General features: G+C 63.1%; 13 protein-coding genes. 7 read left to right on the forward strand and 6 right to left on the reverse strand.

Going from position 1 to position 15,163, the window contains the following annotated elements; all coding sequences use genetic code 11:
• The first annotated feature begins 208 nt into the window (after positions 1-208).
• Positions 209-1,204, forward strand: coding sequence for an adenosine kinase (locus tag HHL27_RS12895; protein ID WP_169493834.1), 996 nt, complete (start codon positions 209-211; stop codon positions 1,202-1,204).
• An 89-nt stretch (positions 1,205-1,293) separates the two neighbouring features.
• On the forward strand, positions 1,294-1,500 hold the full coding sequence (locus HHL27_RS12900) for a hypothetical protein (protein ID WP_169493835.1): 207 nt from the start codon (positions 1,294-1,296) through the stop codon (positions 1,498-1,500).
• A gap of 21 nt (positions 1,501-1,521) precedes the next feature.
• Here HHL27_RS12900 and purD read toward each other — a convergent pair whose 3' ends face one another.
• The gene (purD, locus tag HHL27_RS12905; protein ID WP_169493836.1) at positions 1,522-2,799 is read right to left on the reverse strand and encodes a phosphoribosylamine--glycine ligase; all 1,278 of its coding nucleotides are present in this window, start codon (positions 2,797-2,799) and stop codon (positions 1,522-1,524) included.
• On the opposite strand from purD, the gene xseA reads away from it, so the two are divergent.
• Together xseA and HHL27_RS12915 are read left to right on the forward strand one after the other, a co-directional pair.
• Positions 2,798-4,258, forward strand: a complete 1,461-nt coding sequence (xseA, locus tag HHL27_RS12910; protein ID WP_169493837.1) for an exodeoxyribonuclease VII large subunit — start codon at positions 2,798-2,800, stop codon at positions 4,256-4,258. The two genes, purD and xseA, sit on opposite strands and share 2 nt — an antisense overlap.
• 26 nt (positions 4,259-4,284) lie before the next feature.
• Entirely contained in the window at positions 4,285-4,485 is a 201-nt protein-coding gene (locus tag HHL27_RS12915; protein WP_169493838.1) for a DUF2093 domain-containing protein, read from the forward strand.
• A 2-nt stretch (positions 4,486-4,487) separates the two neighbouring features.
• Here the strand turns inward: HHL27_RS12915 and HHL27_RS12920 are convergent, their stop codons facing one another.
• On the reverse strand, positions 4,488-5,009 hold the full coding sequence (locus HHL27_RS12920; protein ID WP_169493839.1) for a hypothetical protein: 522 nt from the start codon (positions 5,007-5,009) through the stop codon (positions 4,488-4,490).
• A 298-nt stretch (positions 5,010-5,307) separates the two neighbouring features.
• Here HHL27_RS12920 and HHL27_RS12925 point away from each other — a divergent pair, with 298 nt between their 5' ends.
• The 3 genes from HHL27_RS12925 to HHL27_RS12935 all read left to right on the forward strand — a co-directional run bounded on the left by HHL27_RS12925 (position 5,308) and on the right by HHL27_RS12935 (position 9,907).
• Positions 5,308-8,328 (forward strand): TonB-dependent receptor domain-containing protein, encoded by a 3,021-nt coding sequence (locus HHL27_RS12925; protein WP_169493840.1) that lies wholly within the window; start codon positions 5,308-5,310, stop codon positions 8,326-8,328.
• Between the two features lie 100 nt (positions 8,329-8,428).
• The gene (locus tag HHL27_RS12930) at positions 8,429-9,544 is read left to right on the forward strand and encodes an aspartyl/asparaginyl beta-hydroxylase domain-containing protein (RefSeq protein WP_169493841.1); all 1,116 of its coding nucleotides are present in this window, start codon (positions 8,429-8,431) and stop codon (positions 9,542-9,544) included.
• Between the two features lie 102 nt (positions 9,545-9,646).
• Positions 9,647-9,907 (forward strand): hypothetical protein, encoded by a 261-nt coding sequence (locus tag HHL27_RS12935; protein WP_169493842.1) that lies wholly within the window; start codon positions 9,647-9,649, stop codon positions 9,905-9,907.
• An 8-nt stretch (positions 9,908-9,915) separates the two neighbouring features.
• On the opposite strand, the gene HHL27_RS12940 is transcribed toward HHL27_RS12935, so the two are convergent.
• From HHL27_RS12940 to HHL27_RS22925, 4 genes are all read right to left on the reverse strand, one after another.
• A complete protein-coding gene (locus tag HHL27_RS12940; protein WP_169493843.1) occupies positions 9,916-11,532 on the reverse strand; it encodes a tetratricopeptide repeat-containing sulfotransferase family protein in 1,617 nt (538 codons plus the stop codon).
• Positions 11,533-11,573: 41 nt separating this feature from the next.
• Positions 11,574-12,293, reverse strand: a complete 720-nt coding sequence (locus HHL27_RS12945; RefSeq protein ID WP_240959747.1) for a PilZ domain-containing protein — start codon at positions 12,291-12,293, stop codon at positions 11,574-11,576.
• 102 nt (positions 12,294-12,395) lie between these two features.
• Complete coding sequence (locus tag HHL27_RS12950; protein ID WP_240959800.1) at positions 12,396-13,085, reverse strand: LytR/AlgR family response regulator transcription factor; 690 nt, start codon at positions 13,083-13,085, stop codon at positions 12,396-12,398.
• A 68-nt stretch (positions 13,086-13,153) separates the two neighbouring features.
• Positions 13,154-15,085 carry a sensor histidine kinase gene (locus tag HHL27_RS22925; RefSeq protein ID WP_420874061.1) on the reverse strand — a complete coding sequence of 644 codons (1,932 nt, stop codon included), beginning with the start codon at positions 15,083-15,085 and terminating at the stop codon, positions 13,154-13,156.
• Between the last annotated feature and the right edge of the window lie 78 nt (positions 15,086-15,163).

The raw sequence follows: 15,163 nt of genomic DNA on the forward strand, positions 1-15,163 counted from the left end.
GTGCCGCTGGTGGATGACCCGGTCGCGCCTCCACAGGCCGAAAGCGCAAAAACGGCGGCGGCGATGCTGATCGTTCGATAGGACATGCTGGAGGCATGAAGTGCTCGGACGGTCACTGTCAACTCGGTGTGGGCTGGAGTGGCTCCGCCTTGCGACGCGACCGCGCGGCGTCTACCGGAGCGCGACAAGACCTTGAAACGGAGTATTCATGACCGCTGCCACCCTTGACGTCATCGCTATCGGCAATGCCATCGTCGACGTCATGGCCCCCGCTGAAGACTCCGAGATCGCACGCCTTGGTCTTGCCAAGGGCGGGATGACGCTCGTCGACGACGCAAGAGCCCGCGAACTTTACGATGCGATGGGACCTGCCCGCGAAATCTCCGGAGGATCGGCGGCAAATACGCTTGCCGGTCTCGCGGCCCTGGGGGCACGATGCGCATTCGTTGGCCAAGTTGCGGACGATCAGTTCGGGCGCGTGTTCGCCCATGACATCCGGGCCGGAGGCATCGCGTTCGACACGCCAGCCCGCGAAGCGGAACCGCCGACCGCACAGTGTCTGATCTTCGTAACGCCCGATGGCCAGCGCACGATGAATACGTTCCTCGGCGCATCGCAGTTTTTGCCCGCGGAAGCGCTGAACGAAAGTGCGATTGCCTCTGCCAGCATACTTTATCTCGAAGGCTATCTGTGGGACCCGGAAGAGCCCCGCCGCGCAATGCGCAAGGCGATTGCCGCTGCGCGTTCGGCGGGCCGCAAGGTGGCCTTCACGCTCTCCGATTCCTTTGTGATTTCACGCCATGGCGATGATTTCCGCGCCCTGATCGCAGCCGGCCAAATCGACATACTTTTTGCCAACGAGCATGAGCTAGCGTCGCTGACCGGTATCGAATCGTTCGATGACGCCATGGCCGCCGTTGCCAAAAATGTTCCGACCCTCGTCGTGACGCGCAGTGAAAATGGAGCACACGCCATCTCCGCGGGCGTCCATGCGCACGTTCCCGCAGAGCATGTCGACACCGTCGTGGATACGACGGGTGCCGGCGACCAATTCGCTGCGGGCTTCCTGTTCGGCCACGTTCGCGAACTTCCGCTGGCGGACTGCCTCCGCCTCGGCGCGGTATGTGCAGCCGAAGTCATCTCGCACTATGGCGCGCGCCCAGAGGCCGATCTCGCGAAGCTGACCGCCGAAATTCTCGGCTGATCATTTTTTCTGCGCCGGGCTTAATCTGTGCCCGGCGCGGCCGTCCTCTCGTTCGCGCGCAATAGGTGCGCGCGTTGAAGAGACAGACCATGAGCGCAGGTGTTTCCCCGATTTCGCCGGTCCTTTCCGGCACCCCCGCGAGCCGGACGAGCTACGATTCGACACCGGTGTCCCCTCCCGTGCAGAAGGCGACCTGCATCACGACGCAGGATCCGCCGAGCCGCTACGACCCGAGCGTCACCGTCCCGCGCCAGCCGACGGACATCACATCGGGCAACGTCAACATCATGGTCTGACCGAGCGTCGGCGAGACGCTCTCAGCCCTCTCGCTCGACCTCGCGCCAGCCGATGTCGCGCCGGCAGAAGCCTTCGGGGAAGTCGATCGCATCGACGGCCCGATAGGCTGCGTCGCGTGCTGCACGAACGGTGGTCCCGCGGGCGGTTACATTCAAGACACGCCCGCCGCCCGCCGTCAGCACCCCGTCGATACCGAGTTCTGTCCCGGCATGGAACACCTTTGCCCCACTTGTTTCCGCTGCGCGAATGCCATCGATTCGCCCGCCCTTCTTGGGAACGCCAGGATATCCCTGCGCCGCCATCACCACCGTAAGCGCCGGGTCTGCCGAGAAGCGCGGTGACTCGATCGACGAAAGTTTGCTGTCAGCGCAGGCCAGCAGCAGTTCGACAAGATCGCTTTCGAGGCGCATCATCAGGACCTGGCACTCGGGATCGCCGAAGCGCGCGTTGTACTCGATCAGCTTCGGCCCATCCTCGGTCAGCATCAGGCCGGCATATAGCACGCCCGAGTAGGGCATGCCTTCGTCGGCCATTGCCTTGACCGTGGGGCCGACAATCCGGGCAATTGTCTGCGCCTCCAGTTCAGGGGTCAGGACCCGCGCCGGACTGTATGCGCCCATCCCTCCGGTATTCGGGCCGACGTCCCCATCACCGACCCGCTTGTGATCCTGCGCCGACGCGAGCGGGACAATCGTGGCACCATCGGTGAGCGCGAAGAAACTGGCCTCCTCGCCAGTCAGGAATTCTTCCACGACCACTTCTGCGCCGGCATTGCCGAATGCTCCGTCGAACATGTCATCGACCGCGGCCTGAGCCTCCTCGAGGGTCATCGCAACGACCACGCCCTTCCCGGCGGCGAGGCCATCGGCCTTGACGACGACCGGGGCACCAAAGCGCGACACTGCGGCGTGGGCCTCTTCGGCAGAGCTCGCGCGGACATAGCCGGCGGTGGGAATGTTCGCTCGCATGCAAAGGTCCTTGGTGAAGCCCTTGGATCCTTCAAGCTGCGCCGCGAGACGACTGGGGCCGAAGACCGAGAATCCGGCTGCCCGCAGTGAATCCGACAGGCCATCGACCAATGGCGCCTCGGGCCCGATGACCACCAATCCGATGCGATGTGCCTCGCAGAAGGTGGACACGGCGGCGTGATCGGTAAGGTCGAGCGCGACGATTTCAGCGTGCTCGGCAACGCCGGGGTTGCCGGGAGCCGCATAAAGCTTGTCGAGCATTGGCGATTGGGCCAATTTCCATGCAAGGGCATGTTCGCGACCGCCAGACCCGATCAGCAGGATATTCATGGTATTCCCTTCTTCGCCCGACGACGACCTTCCGGATGGCGGGCTCCTAGCGACCGAACGCGACAGGGACAACGCCCCTGCCCTTTCCATCTCCGAGATTTCAGCCCTGCTGAAGCGGACGGTAGAGGATCGCTTCGGCCTCGTCCGCGTACGGGGCGAACTGTCCGGCGTGAAACGCGCAGCTTCTGGACACCTCTATCTCTGCCTCAAGGACGAAAACGCACGGCTCGACGGCGTGATGTGGCGTGGGAGCGCACAGCGCCTCTCGTTTCGCGCAGAAGATGGCGTGGAAGTCGTGGCAACGGGCAAGCTCACGACGTATCCCGGAAGATCGAACTACCAGATCGTCATCGATCGGATGGAGATCGCCGGAGAAGGTGCGCTCCTTGCACTTCTGGCCAAGACAAAGGCCCGCCTTGAGGCAGAGGGCCTCTTTGCGCCCGAGCGCAAGCGCGCGATTCCCTTCCTGCCCCGCACGATCGGCGTCGTGACTTCGCCTACCGGCGCCGTGATCCGCGACATTCTGCACCGATTGCGGGACCGGTTTCCCAGCCATGTGGTCGTGTGGCCAGTGCTGGTTCAAGGCCAAGGGTCGGCCCAGCAGGTAGCAGCCGCAATCCGGGGCTTCTCGGCTGCTCAGCCGGGCGGCCCGGTGCCTAGGCCCGATCTGGTCATCGTGGCACGCGGTGGTGGTTCGATCGAAGACCTCTGGGGCTTCAACGAGGAGGAAGTGGTGCGCGCGATCGCCGACTGCACGATTCCTCTGATAAGTGCCGTCGGGCACGAGACCGATACTACCCTGGCCGATTTTGCAGCGGACCTGCGGGCTCCCACCCCGACCGCCGCGGCGGAAATCGCGGTACCCGTGCGGGTCGAACTGTCGGCTACGCTGAGCGACCTTCATTCACGCAAGCAGCGCGGCACGATCCGCCTTCTCAACCTCGCCCGCGAGCGGCTTGCCGTGCGAAGCGAGCGACTTCCGCATCCGCTTGCCTTGCTCGACGGCCAGGCACAGCGCCTCGACGACCTTGCCGAGCGGCTTCGCCGTGGGCTTCTTCATCGTACCGAGATCGCACGAGGGACGCTGGGCCGCACCGCAGGCGCGCTGCGACCTGCTCTGCTCTCCTCCCGCATCGCGCGGGGGGGTGACCGGCTTTCGGCCCTCCGTCTGCGGCCAGAGGCCATCCTGCAGCGTATCGGGAATTCGCGCACGCGCGTGGATGCGCTTGATCGGCTGCGTCGTTCGCTCGACCCCGAAGCGCCGCTACAGAGAGGCTACGTCTTGGTTACGGACAGCAATGGCGCGGTGGTCAAGGATCGAGCGTCGGCGGCCGAGCGCACGACATTGACGCTCAAATTCGCCGACGGATCGATCGACGTTGCGGTCGGTGGACCAGGCGCATCCCGCCCGCTCAAGGCAAAACCCAAGCCGGCCGACGTGCAACCCAAATTGCTTTAAGGTCGCTCCCGACCTAAGGATCACTTATGTTGATGCCACCTGCCGGACGTCTTGCGCGTCTCTACTATCTCCCCGGAACGTTTCGCCAGCTTTCCGCCGGCGACCACGTCCTATGCGCAGTCAGCGGAGCACAGATCCCGCTCGACATGCTGCGCTACTGGAGCGCCGAACACCAGGAAGCCTACGCGACTGCGGCGATCGCCACCAAGCGCATGCTTGGCGCTTAAGATTACTCCACGCGCCGCATCTTGATCGGCGGCTGCTTGTTGACGCTGACGAAGTAGCTGCCGAGCGCCCCCTTTTCCAGCCATGCTGCCTGGCCGACCTTGGGCGAAATGGCGAAATCATTGATGTCCGTCTGGTCCCAGGTGCCCACGTCGGCGAAAATAAGACGAAGGCGGCCAGCGCGGTTGCTGGTCACGGCCGTCACCTTGGTTTCCACGCGGTTCAGCTCTTCGCCGTCCTGTCCCTTGCCCAGGCCGGTCAGCTTCCCCGCGGGCACCGCATACCCGAACAGTCCGCGCCGCAATTCGCGCACGTCCTTGCGATCGGCGATGACGATGTCCTGCTTCCTTTCAGCAGCTTCCAGAGCCGCCGCAGCCTGGTCATAGCACGCAAGGCGAGCCTGCGTGTCCTGCGTCGACCGGCAGGCGAGCAGGTCGACGAAGACCTTGGGAGGCGGGCTGTCATCCTTGGCCGCTGCCGATAGCGGCCCAATCCCGATAATTGCCGCCACCGCAGCTGCAGCCAAATGCGCGGTTCGCCTCATACCGGAGCCCTCATCCAATCATCACCAAGGCGAGGTTGCAGCATGCCGCACTAACGCGCAAGACATGCCAGAGGGCGCGGTGTGGCATTATGGTTACAATCGGAACGGAATAGCGCGCCTTTCCCTTCGCCAATCTTTACTAAAGGCACGCCCCTCTGCCACGAACCCACCATCCGGGGGCAGGATCGCGGGGCGCACGCACGTGGGCACGACGTCATGCTTCCGGGCCTAGACATGGTCGCCGGCAACGACGGCCATCCTCATAGGGGCTGGAACAATCATGAAGAATTTCTCGAAGCTCAAGGCTAGTGTTGCGCCCGCAGCACTCGGCCTTGCCATGGTGGCGCAGTCTGCGTTCGCGCAGGAAGCCACCACGCCGCAGTCGTCGGACGACGCAGCACCGCAGCAGCAGATCATCGTTACCGGTTCGCGCATCGCGAACCCGAACCTTACCGCGATCAGCCCGGTCACCGTCGTCGGCGCGACCGAAGTCAAGAACCAGGGCACGACCCGCGTTGAAGACCTGCTGAACTCGCTGCCGCAGGTATTCGCGTCGGAAGGCTCGAGCGACGCCAACGGCGCCTCGGGTATCGCGACCGTCGACCTTCGCAACCTCGGCGTCACTCGCACGCTCGTGCTGGTCAACGGCCGTCGCCTGGGCCCTGGTGACCCGACCGTCATCGCTGCCGACCTTAACTTCATCCCGGCCGCCCTGATCCAGCGCGTGGACATCCTGACCGGCGGCGCTTCGGCCACCTATGGTTCGGACGCACTTGCCGGCGTTGTGAACTTTGTTCTGAACAAGGACTTCGAAGGCGTTCAGCTGGACGGTCAGTATTCGTTCTACAATCACAACAACGACTACAACAAGTCCGAGTACCTCGACGCGCTTGCCGCCCGCAATTATCAGCCGCCGCGCGGCATGACCACCGATGGCGCGGCCAAGACCGTCAACCTGACGGTCGGTGCAGGCTTCGATGATGGTCGTGGCCACGTTACTGCCTATGCTGGCTGGCGCCGCGTGAACGCCGTTACCCAGGGCGACCGCGACTACAGCTACTGCGGCTACTCGGCCGGCAACAGCAGCGGCTCGAACTACTACACCTGCGGTGGCTCGTCGACGTCGGCCAACGGCCGTTTCCGTCGCACCACGAACAGTGCGCTGGGCTCGACCCCCGTCTACCGTCCGACCGGCACCAGCTACACCGTCAATCCGAACGCCCCGGGTACGTTCCGCACCTTCAGCAGCGCTCGTGACGGCTTCAACTTCAACCCCTACAACTACTTCCAGCGTCCGGACGAGCGCTACACCTTGGGTGCCTTCGCGCACTACCAGATCAACGACTCGTTCGATCCGTACCTTGAAGTCATGTTCATGGACGACCACACCCGCGCACAGATCGCTCCTTCGGGCGCGTTCTACGGCACGGACTTCTTCGTCAACTGCAACAACCCGCTCCTGAGCGCGTCGCAGCAGACGGCGCTTTGCGCTGGCAACGCCGGCACGAACACGCTGCAGTCGCTCTACATCGGGCGCCGTAACGTTGAAGGTGGCGGCCGCGTCGACGACCTCCGTCACACCGACTACCGCATCGTGGCCGGCACCAAGGGCCAGATCACCGAAGGCATCACCTACGACGTCTACGGTCAGTTCTGGCGCGCAATCCTTGCCGAGCGCTACGAAAACGACTTCTCGCGCGCCAAGATCAACCGCGCTTTGAACGTCGTGACCGACCCGACCACCGGTAACGCAGTCTGCGCGGCTGCCATCCCGAATGCGCAGGGCCAGGTGATCGACGCCAACTGCGTGCCGTGGAACATCTTCAGCCCCGGCGGCGTAACCCAGGCTGCGGTCGACTACCTGCAAACTCCGGGCTTCCAGACGGGCGAAACCACCGAATACGTAGCAAGCGGCAACGTCTCGATCGACCTCGGCACCTGGGGCGTGAAGGCTCCTTGGGCAGACGATTCGGTACAGCTCGCACTCGGCGCTGAATATCGTAAGGAAAAGCTTGAGCTGACCCACGATATCGAGTTCCTCACCGGTGACCTTGCCGGCCAGGGAACGCCGTTCGGCGTGAAGGACACCAAGGGTTCGTTCTCGGTCAAGGAAATCTACGGCGAAATCGCGATTCCGCTGGTTACCGGCAAGCCGGGCTTCGATACGCTGGCCTTCACCGGCGGCTATCGTTACTCCGACTACAGCCTGAGCGGCTCGGTGAGCGCGTACAAGGCCCAGCTGGAGTGGGCTCCGGTCAAGGAACTGCGTCTGCGTGCCGGTTACAACCGCGCCGTTCGCGCTCCGAACACGCTCGAACTGTTCAACGAAGCAAACGTCGTTCTGTGGTCGGGTCAGGATCCCTGCGCTGGCGCGGCTCCGTCGGCAACCGCAGCACAGTGCGCCCTCACCGGCGTGACCGCTGCGGATTATGGTACGATCGACTCCAATCCGGCCAACCAGTACAACCAGCAGACCTCGGGCAACCGTGGCCTGCGTCCGGAGAAGGGCGACACCTACACGCTCGGGTTCGTGTTCACGCCGAAGTCGAACATTTCGCTTTCGGTTGATGCCTACGACATCCGCATCAAGGACCAGATCAGCACGCTCGGTGCGCGCTTCATCATCGACCAGTGCATCGCCACCGGGCTCGACTACTTCTGCAGCAAGATCAATCGTGCTCCGGGTGGTTCGCTGTTCACCGGCACCGGCTATGTCGCCAACCCGACGCTCAACCTCGGTTCGGTCAAGACCCGCGGTATCGACGTCAACGGATCGGCTCGCTTCGAGATCGGTGGCGGTTCGTCGGTGGCTCTGAGCTTGGTCGGCACCTATCTTGACTCGTACAAGATTCGTGCAGGCCAGGGCGTGTCGGACGTCGGCGAGTACGATTGCGCCGGCTACTTCGGTGCAAACTCGTGCGGCACTCCGCTGCCGAAGTGGCGCCACACGGCCCGCGTAACCTACACGACCGCAAGCGGCGTTTCGGTTTCGGCGGCATGGCGCTTCTTCCTGCACACGAAGAACGAACTGCTGAGCAGCCAGCCGCTTCTCAACGGTGGCGCAACCGAGGCAGACGTGAACCCGTCGGTTCGCGGTCTTCCCGACGTGAGCTACTTCGACCTTTCGCTCTCGGCGCGGGTCGGCAAGAACTACACGTTCCGGATCGGTGCGCAGAACCTGTTCGACCGCACCCCGCCGGTGCTGGACTCGAACTACACCACCAACGGTTCTGGCGTATATGCGCAGGTGTATGACTCGCTGGGTCGCTACATCTACGCCGCGGTCCAGCTGGCCTTCTAAGAGGCCTCGCCGGATCGGCTGATCAGGGCGGCGCATCGAAAGATGCGTCGCCCTTTTTCTTATTCGCCTGGGGGGGCAGATGGGGACGGAACACCACCGCTTGGCGGACGAGGCCATGCGCGTGCGCGACATCGCGGCGGCGATGCAGGCGCTTGAACGGGCGGTTGCGGAAGATGCAGGTGATTACGAAGGCTGGATGAAGCTTGCGAGCTTGCGTCGGGCCAGTGGCCGGACAACGGATGCTCTCCGTGCAGTCGATGCTGCCCTCGATGCGCAGCCAAACATGTTTCTTGCTCTTCTGCTCAAGGGGCGGCTGCACCAGGAATGCAACGACGCCTTCAAGGCTGCCGAAGTCTATGCCGCGGCCATCGCGCAGGCGCCTGTCGAAGAGACGCTACCGCAGCCCGTTGTCCAGCAACTCGCGGCAGCGCGACAATTTCTTGCGCATTACCGCACTTCGATCGAAGCGAGCGTTGTGCGATCATGCTCGGCCATGGCCAGCAAGCGGGCAACGCGTTTTCTGGAAAACGTGATCGATCGTCGCCCGGTCTTCCACCAGGAGCCGACGCACTATCGTTACCCGGGTCTTCCAGACATCGAGTTCTTCGACGATGCCTACCCGCAACTCTTGCAGCGCTTGCGTGATGCGGCTGATGACATTCGCGCCGAATTCCTGGCCTTGCAGGAAGCGCATGCGGACCAGATGAAGCCGTACGTGGATTTCGCATCGGGACAGCCACAGGGCCAATGGGCTCCCTTGAACCGATCGGACCGCTGGCGCGCCCTGCACCTTCTTCGTTACGGTGAGGCAGACCCGATCAATGCGCCGGCCTGCCCACGCACGCTGGAGGCTGTGGGCGGATCGCACCAGGCCAATGTTCCCGGCGTGGGCCCGAACCTGATGTTCTCGCTACTGGCGCCCCGCACGACAATACCGCCGCACAACGGCGTGGCCAATTTCCGCGTCGTGTTCCACCTTCCGCTGATTGTCCCGCCCGCCTGCGCCTTCAGAGTGGGCAGCGAGACACGGCCTTGGATTGAAGGCCAGCCTTTCGTGTTCGACGACACCATCGAGCACGAAGCCTGGAATCACAGCGACGAAATGCGCGTGGTGCTTCTGGGCGATCTTTGGCGACCTGAACTCGACGACGATGACCGCCGCGTCGTTTCTGCCACCATGGCGGCCCTAGGGCACGCCGGGGTCGGCACGCTTTGAGAGCGCGATGTCATCTACAGTATTGATTTGTCACAGCTCTTGGGAATAACCTGTAGTCTATTCGCCAAGGCGCTCAATTGTCCTCTTTCTCAGGAAATCGTGATGAAAAAGACTCTCGTTCTTTTCGTGTCAGCTTTGGTCATTTCCGGCGCCGCGCAGGCGCAGGCGCCCGCCTCGGCGCCGAGCGCAAGTGACACACGTTCTGATCCGAATCGCGTCATCTGCCGGACCGAAATGGAAATGGGTTCGCTTACCAAGCGCAAGAAGACCTGCATGACGCAGGCCCAATGGAAGGACATGACGGCAAGGAGCGCTTTGGACATCGAAAAGCGCCAGGATCTGCGTTCAGTCACCGGGGGGTGAACGCACTCTTATAGCGATTCGAAACGATCGATCCACGGGCGCAGGATCGGTTCGACCTGCTTCAGGTACTCGGCGTACGGCTCCCACGAGCCACGGCCATCGTAAAGGCCGCGTCGGACTTGCGTGGCACTGGCGGTTGAGACCCCGCGCTCCTTTGCCGTTCTGTCGAAGGTTCGGAGCTCTTCCGTCCAGCGCACGCCAAGCCACGCGCAAAGGGACTGCGTAGTCTCGTCAAAATCCTGTACCAGCCTGTCATAGCGCAAGTTGAACTGGTCTATCGGAAATCGTTCAAGCGATGCTTCGATAACGCGCCATGTAGCATCGTAATGCCGCGCGGTGCTTTCCAGTGACGAGAAGGCGATGGTGCCGGCGTTGAAGGCAAACCCGGTGTGGAAGCAGCTCCAGACCACGTCCCTTGGGTCGCGACGCATGATGATGACTTTTGCAGCTGGAAACAGACGGGCAATAGCCGGAAGGCGCGCCCCCTTGAACGGGTCCATGTCGACGAACAACCGATCTTCCAGGTTTTCACCGGCCGCTTCGCGCGCCTTGCTCCAGTAACCTTGCCGCAGGTCTTCAATTTGCTCGTCATTCAAGGCAGCAAGGCGCTCGACACCATCTGGATGAGCGAGGATCTGACGGTCAATCCCGACGAGTGTGGGACGCTCCTCGATCGCCAAGGCTCCCGGCAGGGTGGCCAGGATGTTTTCCACCAACGTGGTACCAGAGCGCGGATAGCCGGTCAGGAACACATGCTGACTGCAAGGTTGGAGGGGCGGCGCTATATTCGTTGGCCAAGCCTGGCCGTCCAGCCGTGAAACCGATGCATCGATCTGCTCGACGAAGTGGATCGGATCGTCGACGGTCCCGCTCATGCGGGCGGAATGGACTTCGCGAAACAGCGCCTGTGCCCGCGCATAAGCCTGAAACGCATCGTCGTGGCAGCGCAGGCGGTGGTAGGCGTCGCCCAGCAGCGTGAGGATATTGACCAGGGCTTCCTTTGGCGCATCGGACTGCGATACGACCGGAACCAGCAGTTCGACCACGTCGGCTGGTGCGCCGCTTTCCATCGCGATCTGCGCCAGCGCCGCTCTCGCAGGTATGCTCGCTGGATCCAGCTCCAGCGCACGGCTGGCATGCGTACGCGCGGATTCCCGATGCCCTTGCCTCGCCTCCGTAGCAGCAAGCGATGCGTGCGCCGCCGCGTTGTGCGGCTCCAACTCGAGCGCGCGGCGGTAGTCTGCCGCGGCATCGGCGATTGCCCCGCCCTTCTCGAAGCTGGCGCCTCGTTCGTACCAGGCAGTCGAATACTGTGGATCCAGCTCGATTGCTCGCTCGAACCAATCGACCGATTCGCGCAGGTGCCCCTGCTTGCGGCGCACGATGCCCATCGCGACGTAGATAGTGGGATCACCGGGCGCGTGCTGCAGCGCTGTCTGCAAGAGTTCCTCGGCTTCCGCAAACCGTTCTTCGTTCTCACGTTTCCACGCGAGAAGATTGAAAAGGATAGGGTCCTTTCCACCGTCTGCAAAAAGGACTTCGGCAATCTCGGCGGCCGCCGCGATGTCGTCGCGATCAAGTGCGCGGTCGATGTCAGCGAGCGTAGCGGTTCTGGACTGGATCATCCTCCACGTTTAGCGAAGCGACCGTCGATTGCCAGCCCTGCTCAGCTTGGCCCGGCTCCACGCAAGCTGTCCGAAAGCGCTTGGCCCAGTTGCAAGGGCGCCGAGATCCGGGCCAGCTCATCCAGCTTGAATGTCTGCTCGAACACCAGACCGTAACGGGGATGGCTCCGCCAGCGGACTTTGGCGTAGATGGGCGGAATGACACCAGTATCGAGCCGGACAAGTTCGTTCATCAACAACCATTTGCCGCATTCGATGCCAGCGCCCTGCTGCGAAATGTCGATGAAGTTCACCGCAACGGCTTCGCCACCGGAATGAAGAACGGCGTCAAGCGCAATGCGCAACCGTACCTGACGGCGCGGCAAACCGCCGTGCCGTTCATCGAGCAAGCGCTCGACATCGACTTCCGAACGAAACTGCAGGCCAGCGTAGTCGTCGGACTGCCACACGAGTTGGGCATCGAACCGTTCGCCGTTCGCCAGTTCCATGGCAAGGTCCGAGCATGACGGAAGGGGTGTAAACAGGCGAACCTTGGCACCCGTCGCAGATACGTCGCGCAGGATGCAAAGGAATTCGCTTCCCTCGACAATGAGCTTGGCCGCACGGATCAACAAGGTGAAGCGAGGCGCGCGGCGCTGGTCGAGCGGGCCTTGGCCCTCCCCGACACCGTGCTGCGCATCGGTGCCAAACCGTGGCGGCTCGTTCTCGCTCATGCTCAAACCGATCCTTGGCGCGACAGCCCCTGAGCCGGATTCGCGCAACGCCCGACCGAAGTCCTTGTAGAACAGGGAATCTTGCCGAGCCGTTACCTCCGGTTCGGATATGTTATTCGAAAGTGTATCATCGCTACGTAATTCTACGGCTCAACGGCCGGCCATTGCCTTGGCGCGAGCAAGATAAGTACGACCGATCCGCAGCATCGTGCCATCGGCCAGTTCGGCAGACCAGACCCCCAGACCATCATGACGCAGGCCAACAATCCGATCGCGGCGAACGATGGTCGATCGGTGCAGACGAATGAAGCGGTCAGGATCCAGCCGATCCTCCAAGCCCTGAATCGTATGCAGAAGCAGGTATGATCGATCGCCCACGTGCAGGCGCACGTAGTCGCGTTCCGCGTCGATCCTGTCGAGATCAACGGCAGCCACGCGAACCAGCTCGCTTCGGTGCGGAACCCAGAATTCCTCGATCCACTTGCTCGCGACCTCAGCGGCTCGCGGTTCGACATCACCACGTTTGTCGATGCGTTGTTGCACCCGTTCGACGGCACGCTCGAGGCGGTCCTGGGCAACCGGCTTGAGCACGTAGTCGACTGCATCGAGATCGAATGCCTCTACGGCGAAGTGATCGTGGGCAGTCACGAAGACCACCGCAGGCCTGCGCGCGCGATCAACCAGGGCGCGGGCGACCGATAGTCCGTCGACTTCTGGCATCGTCATGTCGAGCAGAACCAGATCGGGCGAGAGCGCGTCGATCAGCCGCAAGGCCTGCGCGCCGTCGCTTGCAGTGCCGACGACCTGAAGTGTCGGGATACGCGACGCGAGTATCTGCATTCGCTCTACCGCAAGTGGTTCATCATCGACGATAAGCGTGCGCAAGCCCCTGTTCCCCCATGCAAACTTCAGCAATCAGTCCGTATTACCGGCAGCGTCAATACCGTAGCGTAGCCCCCGGCTGGAAGCGCGCCGCTTTCGACCGACGCGCGCCTGCCGAACCGTGCGGCTAACCGCTGGCACACATTATCGAGGCCGATGCCGGTGCTGCCTGACTTGGACACCTTGCCCGGTCCGTCATCGGCCACGGTAAGGACGAGAAGCCCTTCGGCTTCGCGCGCGGCGATGCGCACCGTGACCGGCCTCGTGCTGGCCGAAACAGCATACTTGATCGAATTTTCGACCAGTGGCTGCAAGATCATCCCCGGCACGCAGGCATTCAGCAGCGCATCGGGGACATCGAACTCGGTCCGCAGGCGATCCGGGAAACGAACGGCCTCGATTTCGAGATAGTGGCGCTGCAGTGCGATCTCATCCGACAGCGGAACGTCCGACGTGGGGTCGCTTGCCAAGCTGTGGCGATAGAAGCTCGAAATCGTCTGGATCATTTTTTCGGCCTGCTCGGTCCGACCGACCATGACGAGCGCCGACAGTGAATTCAGCGTGTTGAACAAGAAGTGCGGATTGACCTGGTAACGCAGCGAGCGGAGTTCGGCAGCCTTTGCCGCGCGGCGATATTCGCCTTCCCGACGCTCCGCCGCGCGGGCCATTTCTCCGTTGCCAAGCGCAAGGTAGAGAGCCGCCCAGGCAATCAGCAGGAAATAGCGACCGAGCGCGACATCGGTCAACTGACGCCAAAGCCCCTCGTCCTCGACTGCCTTGCGAATGATCTGGACATGCGCAGAAGGATTTGGCCCAGCGGTCGCGGGGCTGGATGGAGTTGCACTTGCCGGCAATGCTGCGTCGGAGCCCGATGTCCGTCGATCCTTTGAACTGGCATCGGAACGATCGGCTTTTGGCGTCTCTGCCAACTTTGCCGGCGTCACCGATTTGCGGCTGGCAGCAGGCCGCACTGCCTTCGCCTTCTTGCCTTCGGGCGCGCTAGGCGCAGACGAGGAAGAAGCCGCGCGAGGTGGTTCGAGCGGTGCCAAGGCAATGCCCGCTTCGGCCAGATTGCGCCGCGCTCCCTCCAGCGCCTGATGTTGAGCTTCGATTGCTTCGCGCCGCGCATCATTGCTCGCAGCGCGCTGCGCCTCGGCTGCCTCCTTGCGGGCCTCTTCGATTTCGCGTGCGATTTCCGCAGCGTCCTCGCCATCGACCTGAACAACCATGCCACCCGCGCGCACGACCGCAGTGCCATCTGCGTTATGGCGGATGATCACACCGCCTGGCGCAATCATCTCCGAGCTCCCGTCGGACCGATCGCGGACGGTCAGCGGGAAATTCTGCACGTTGGCGGGCGGTGCCGGGGGGGCGGGCGGCTCGGGCGGAGCAGGTGGCGCCACGCGCGGAGAAACGGGGACCGGGTCGGGAACATCTATCAGGACGTTGCCCGACAAATCGTGCCTGATCCGCAACCCGGCGCTCGCCTGGGCTTCAGGTGCCGGGTCTGGCGCCGATGGGGCCGCCTCGGGGGCATCGGGCGCTTGAGAAGCGGCCGCATCAGGCGCGCCAGGGCCCTGCTGCGCGGCCATGCGCTCGGTGATGCGCTGCTCCACCGGTGCGAAGGCCTGCTGGTTCACGATCGCCAGAGCGAGCGCCGCGGGCAGCATGAGCACCAGTGACGCGGCAACGCGCAAGCCGATGCTGCGGCCATCGAACCGACGCAAAAGCGGCCAGACAAGAAGAGTCACGCCGATGCCGGCTAGCGTGACCAGGCCGCGACGCCAGAGGAGTTCAGTGAACTCGCCAAGCTCCACGACCAGTCCACGAACCGTGATCAGCAGGAAGTAGCAGAGCCACAGCGCAATGGCGGACATCACCACCTGGCGCGCCGGCACGTGCGGGCGCGCGCTTACGGGATCGTTATCATCGAAATCTTGCAGTGGGACGGATGCCATCCAACCTTGTGTACACTGCATCGATGGTGCTGCACCAGCGCAGCTGGTCGATGGCCGTCGGTCGTTGGTAGGACCCGG

The organism is Novosphingobium olei (assembly GCF_012927405.1).
Lineage (GTDB): Bacteria > Pseudomonadota > Alphaproteobacteria > Sphingomonadales > Sphingomonadaceae > Novosphingobium > Novosphingobium olei.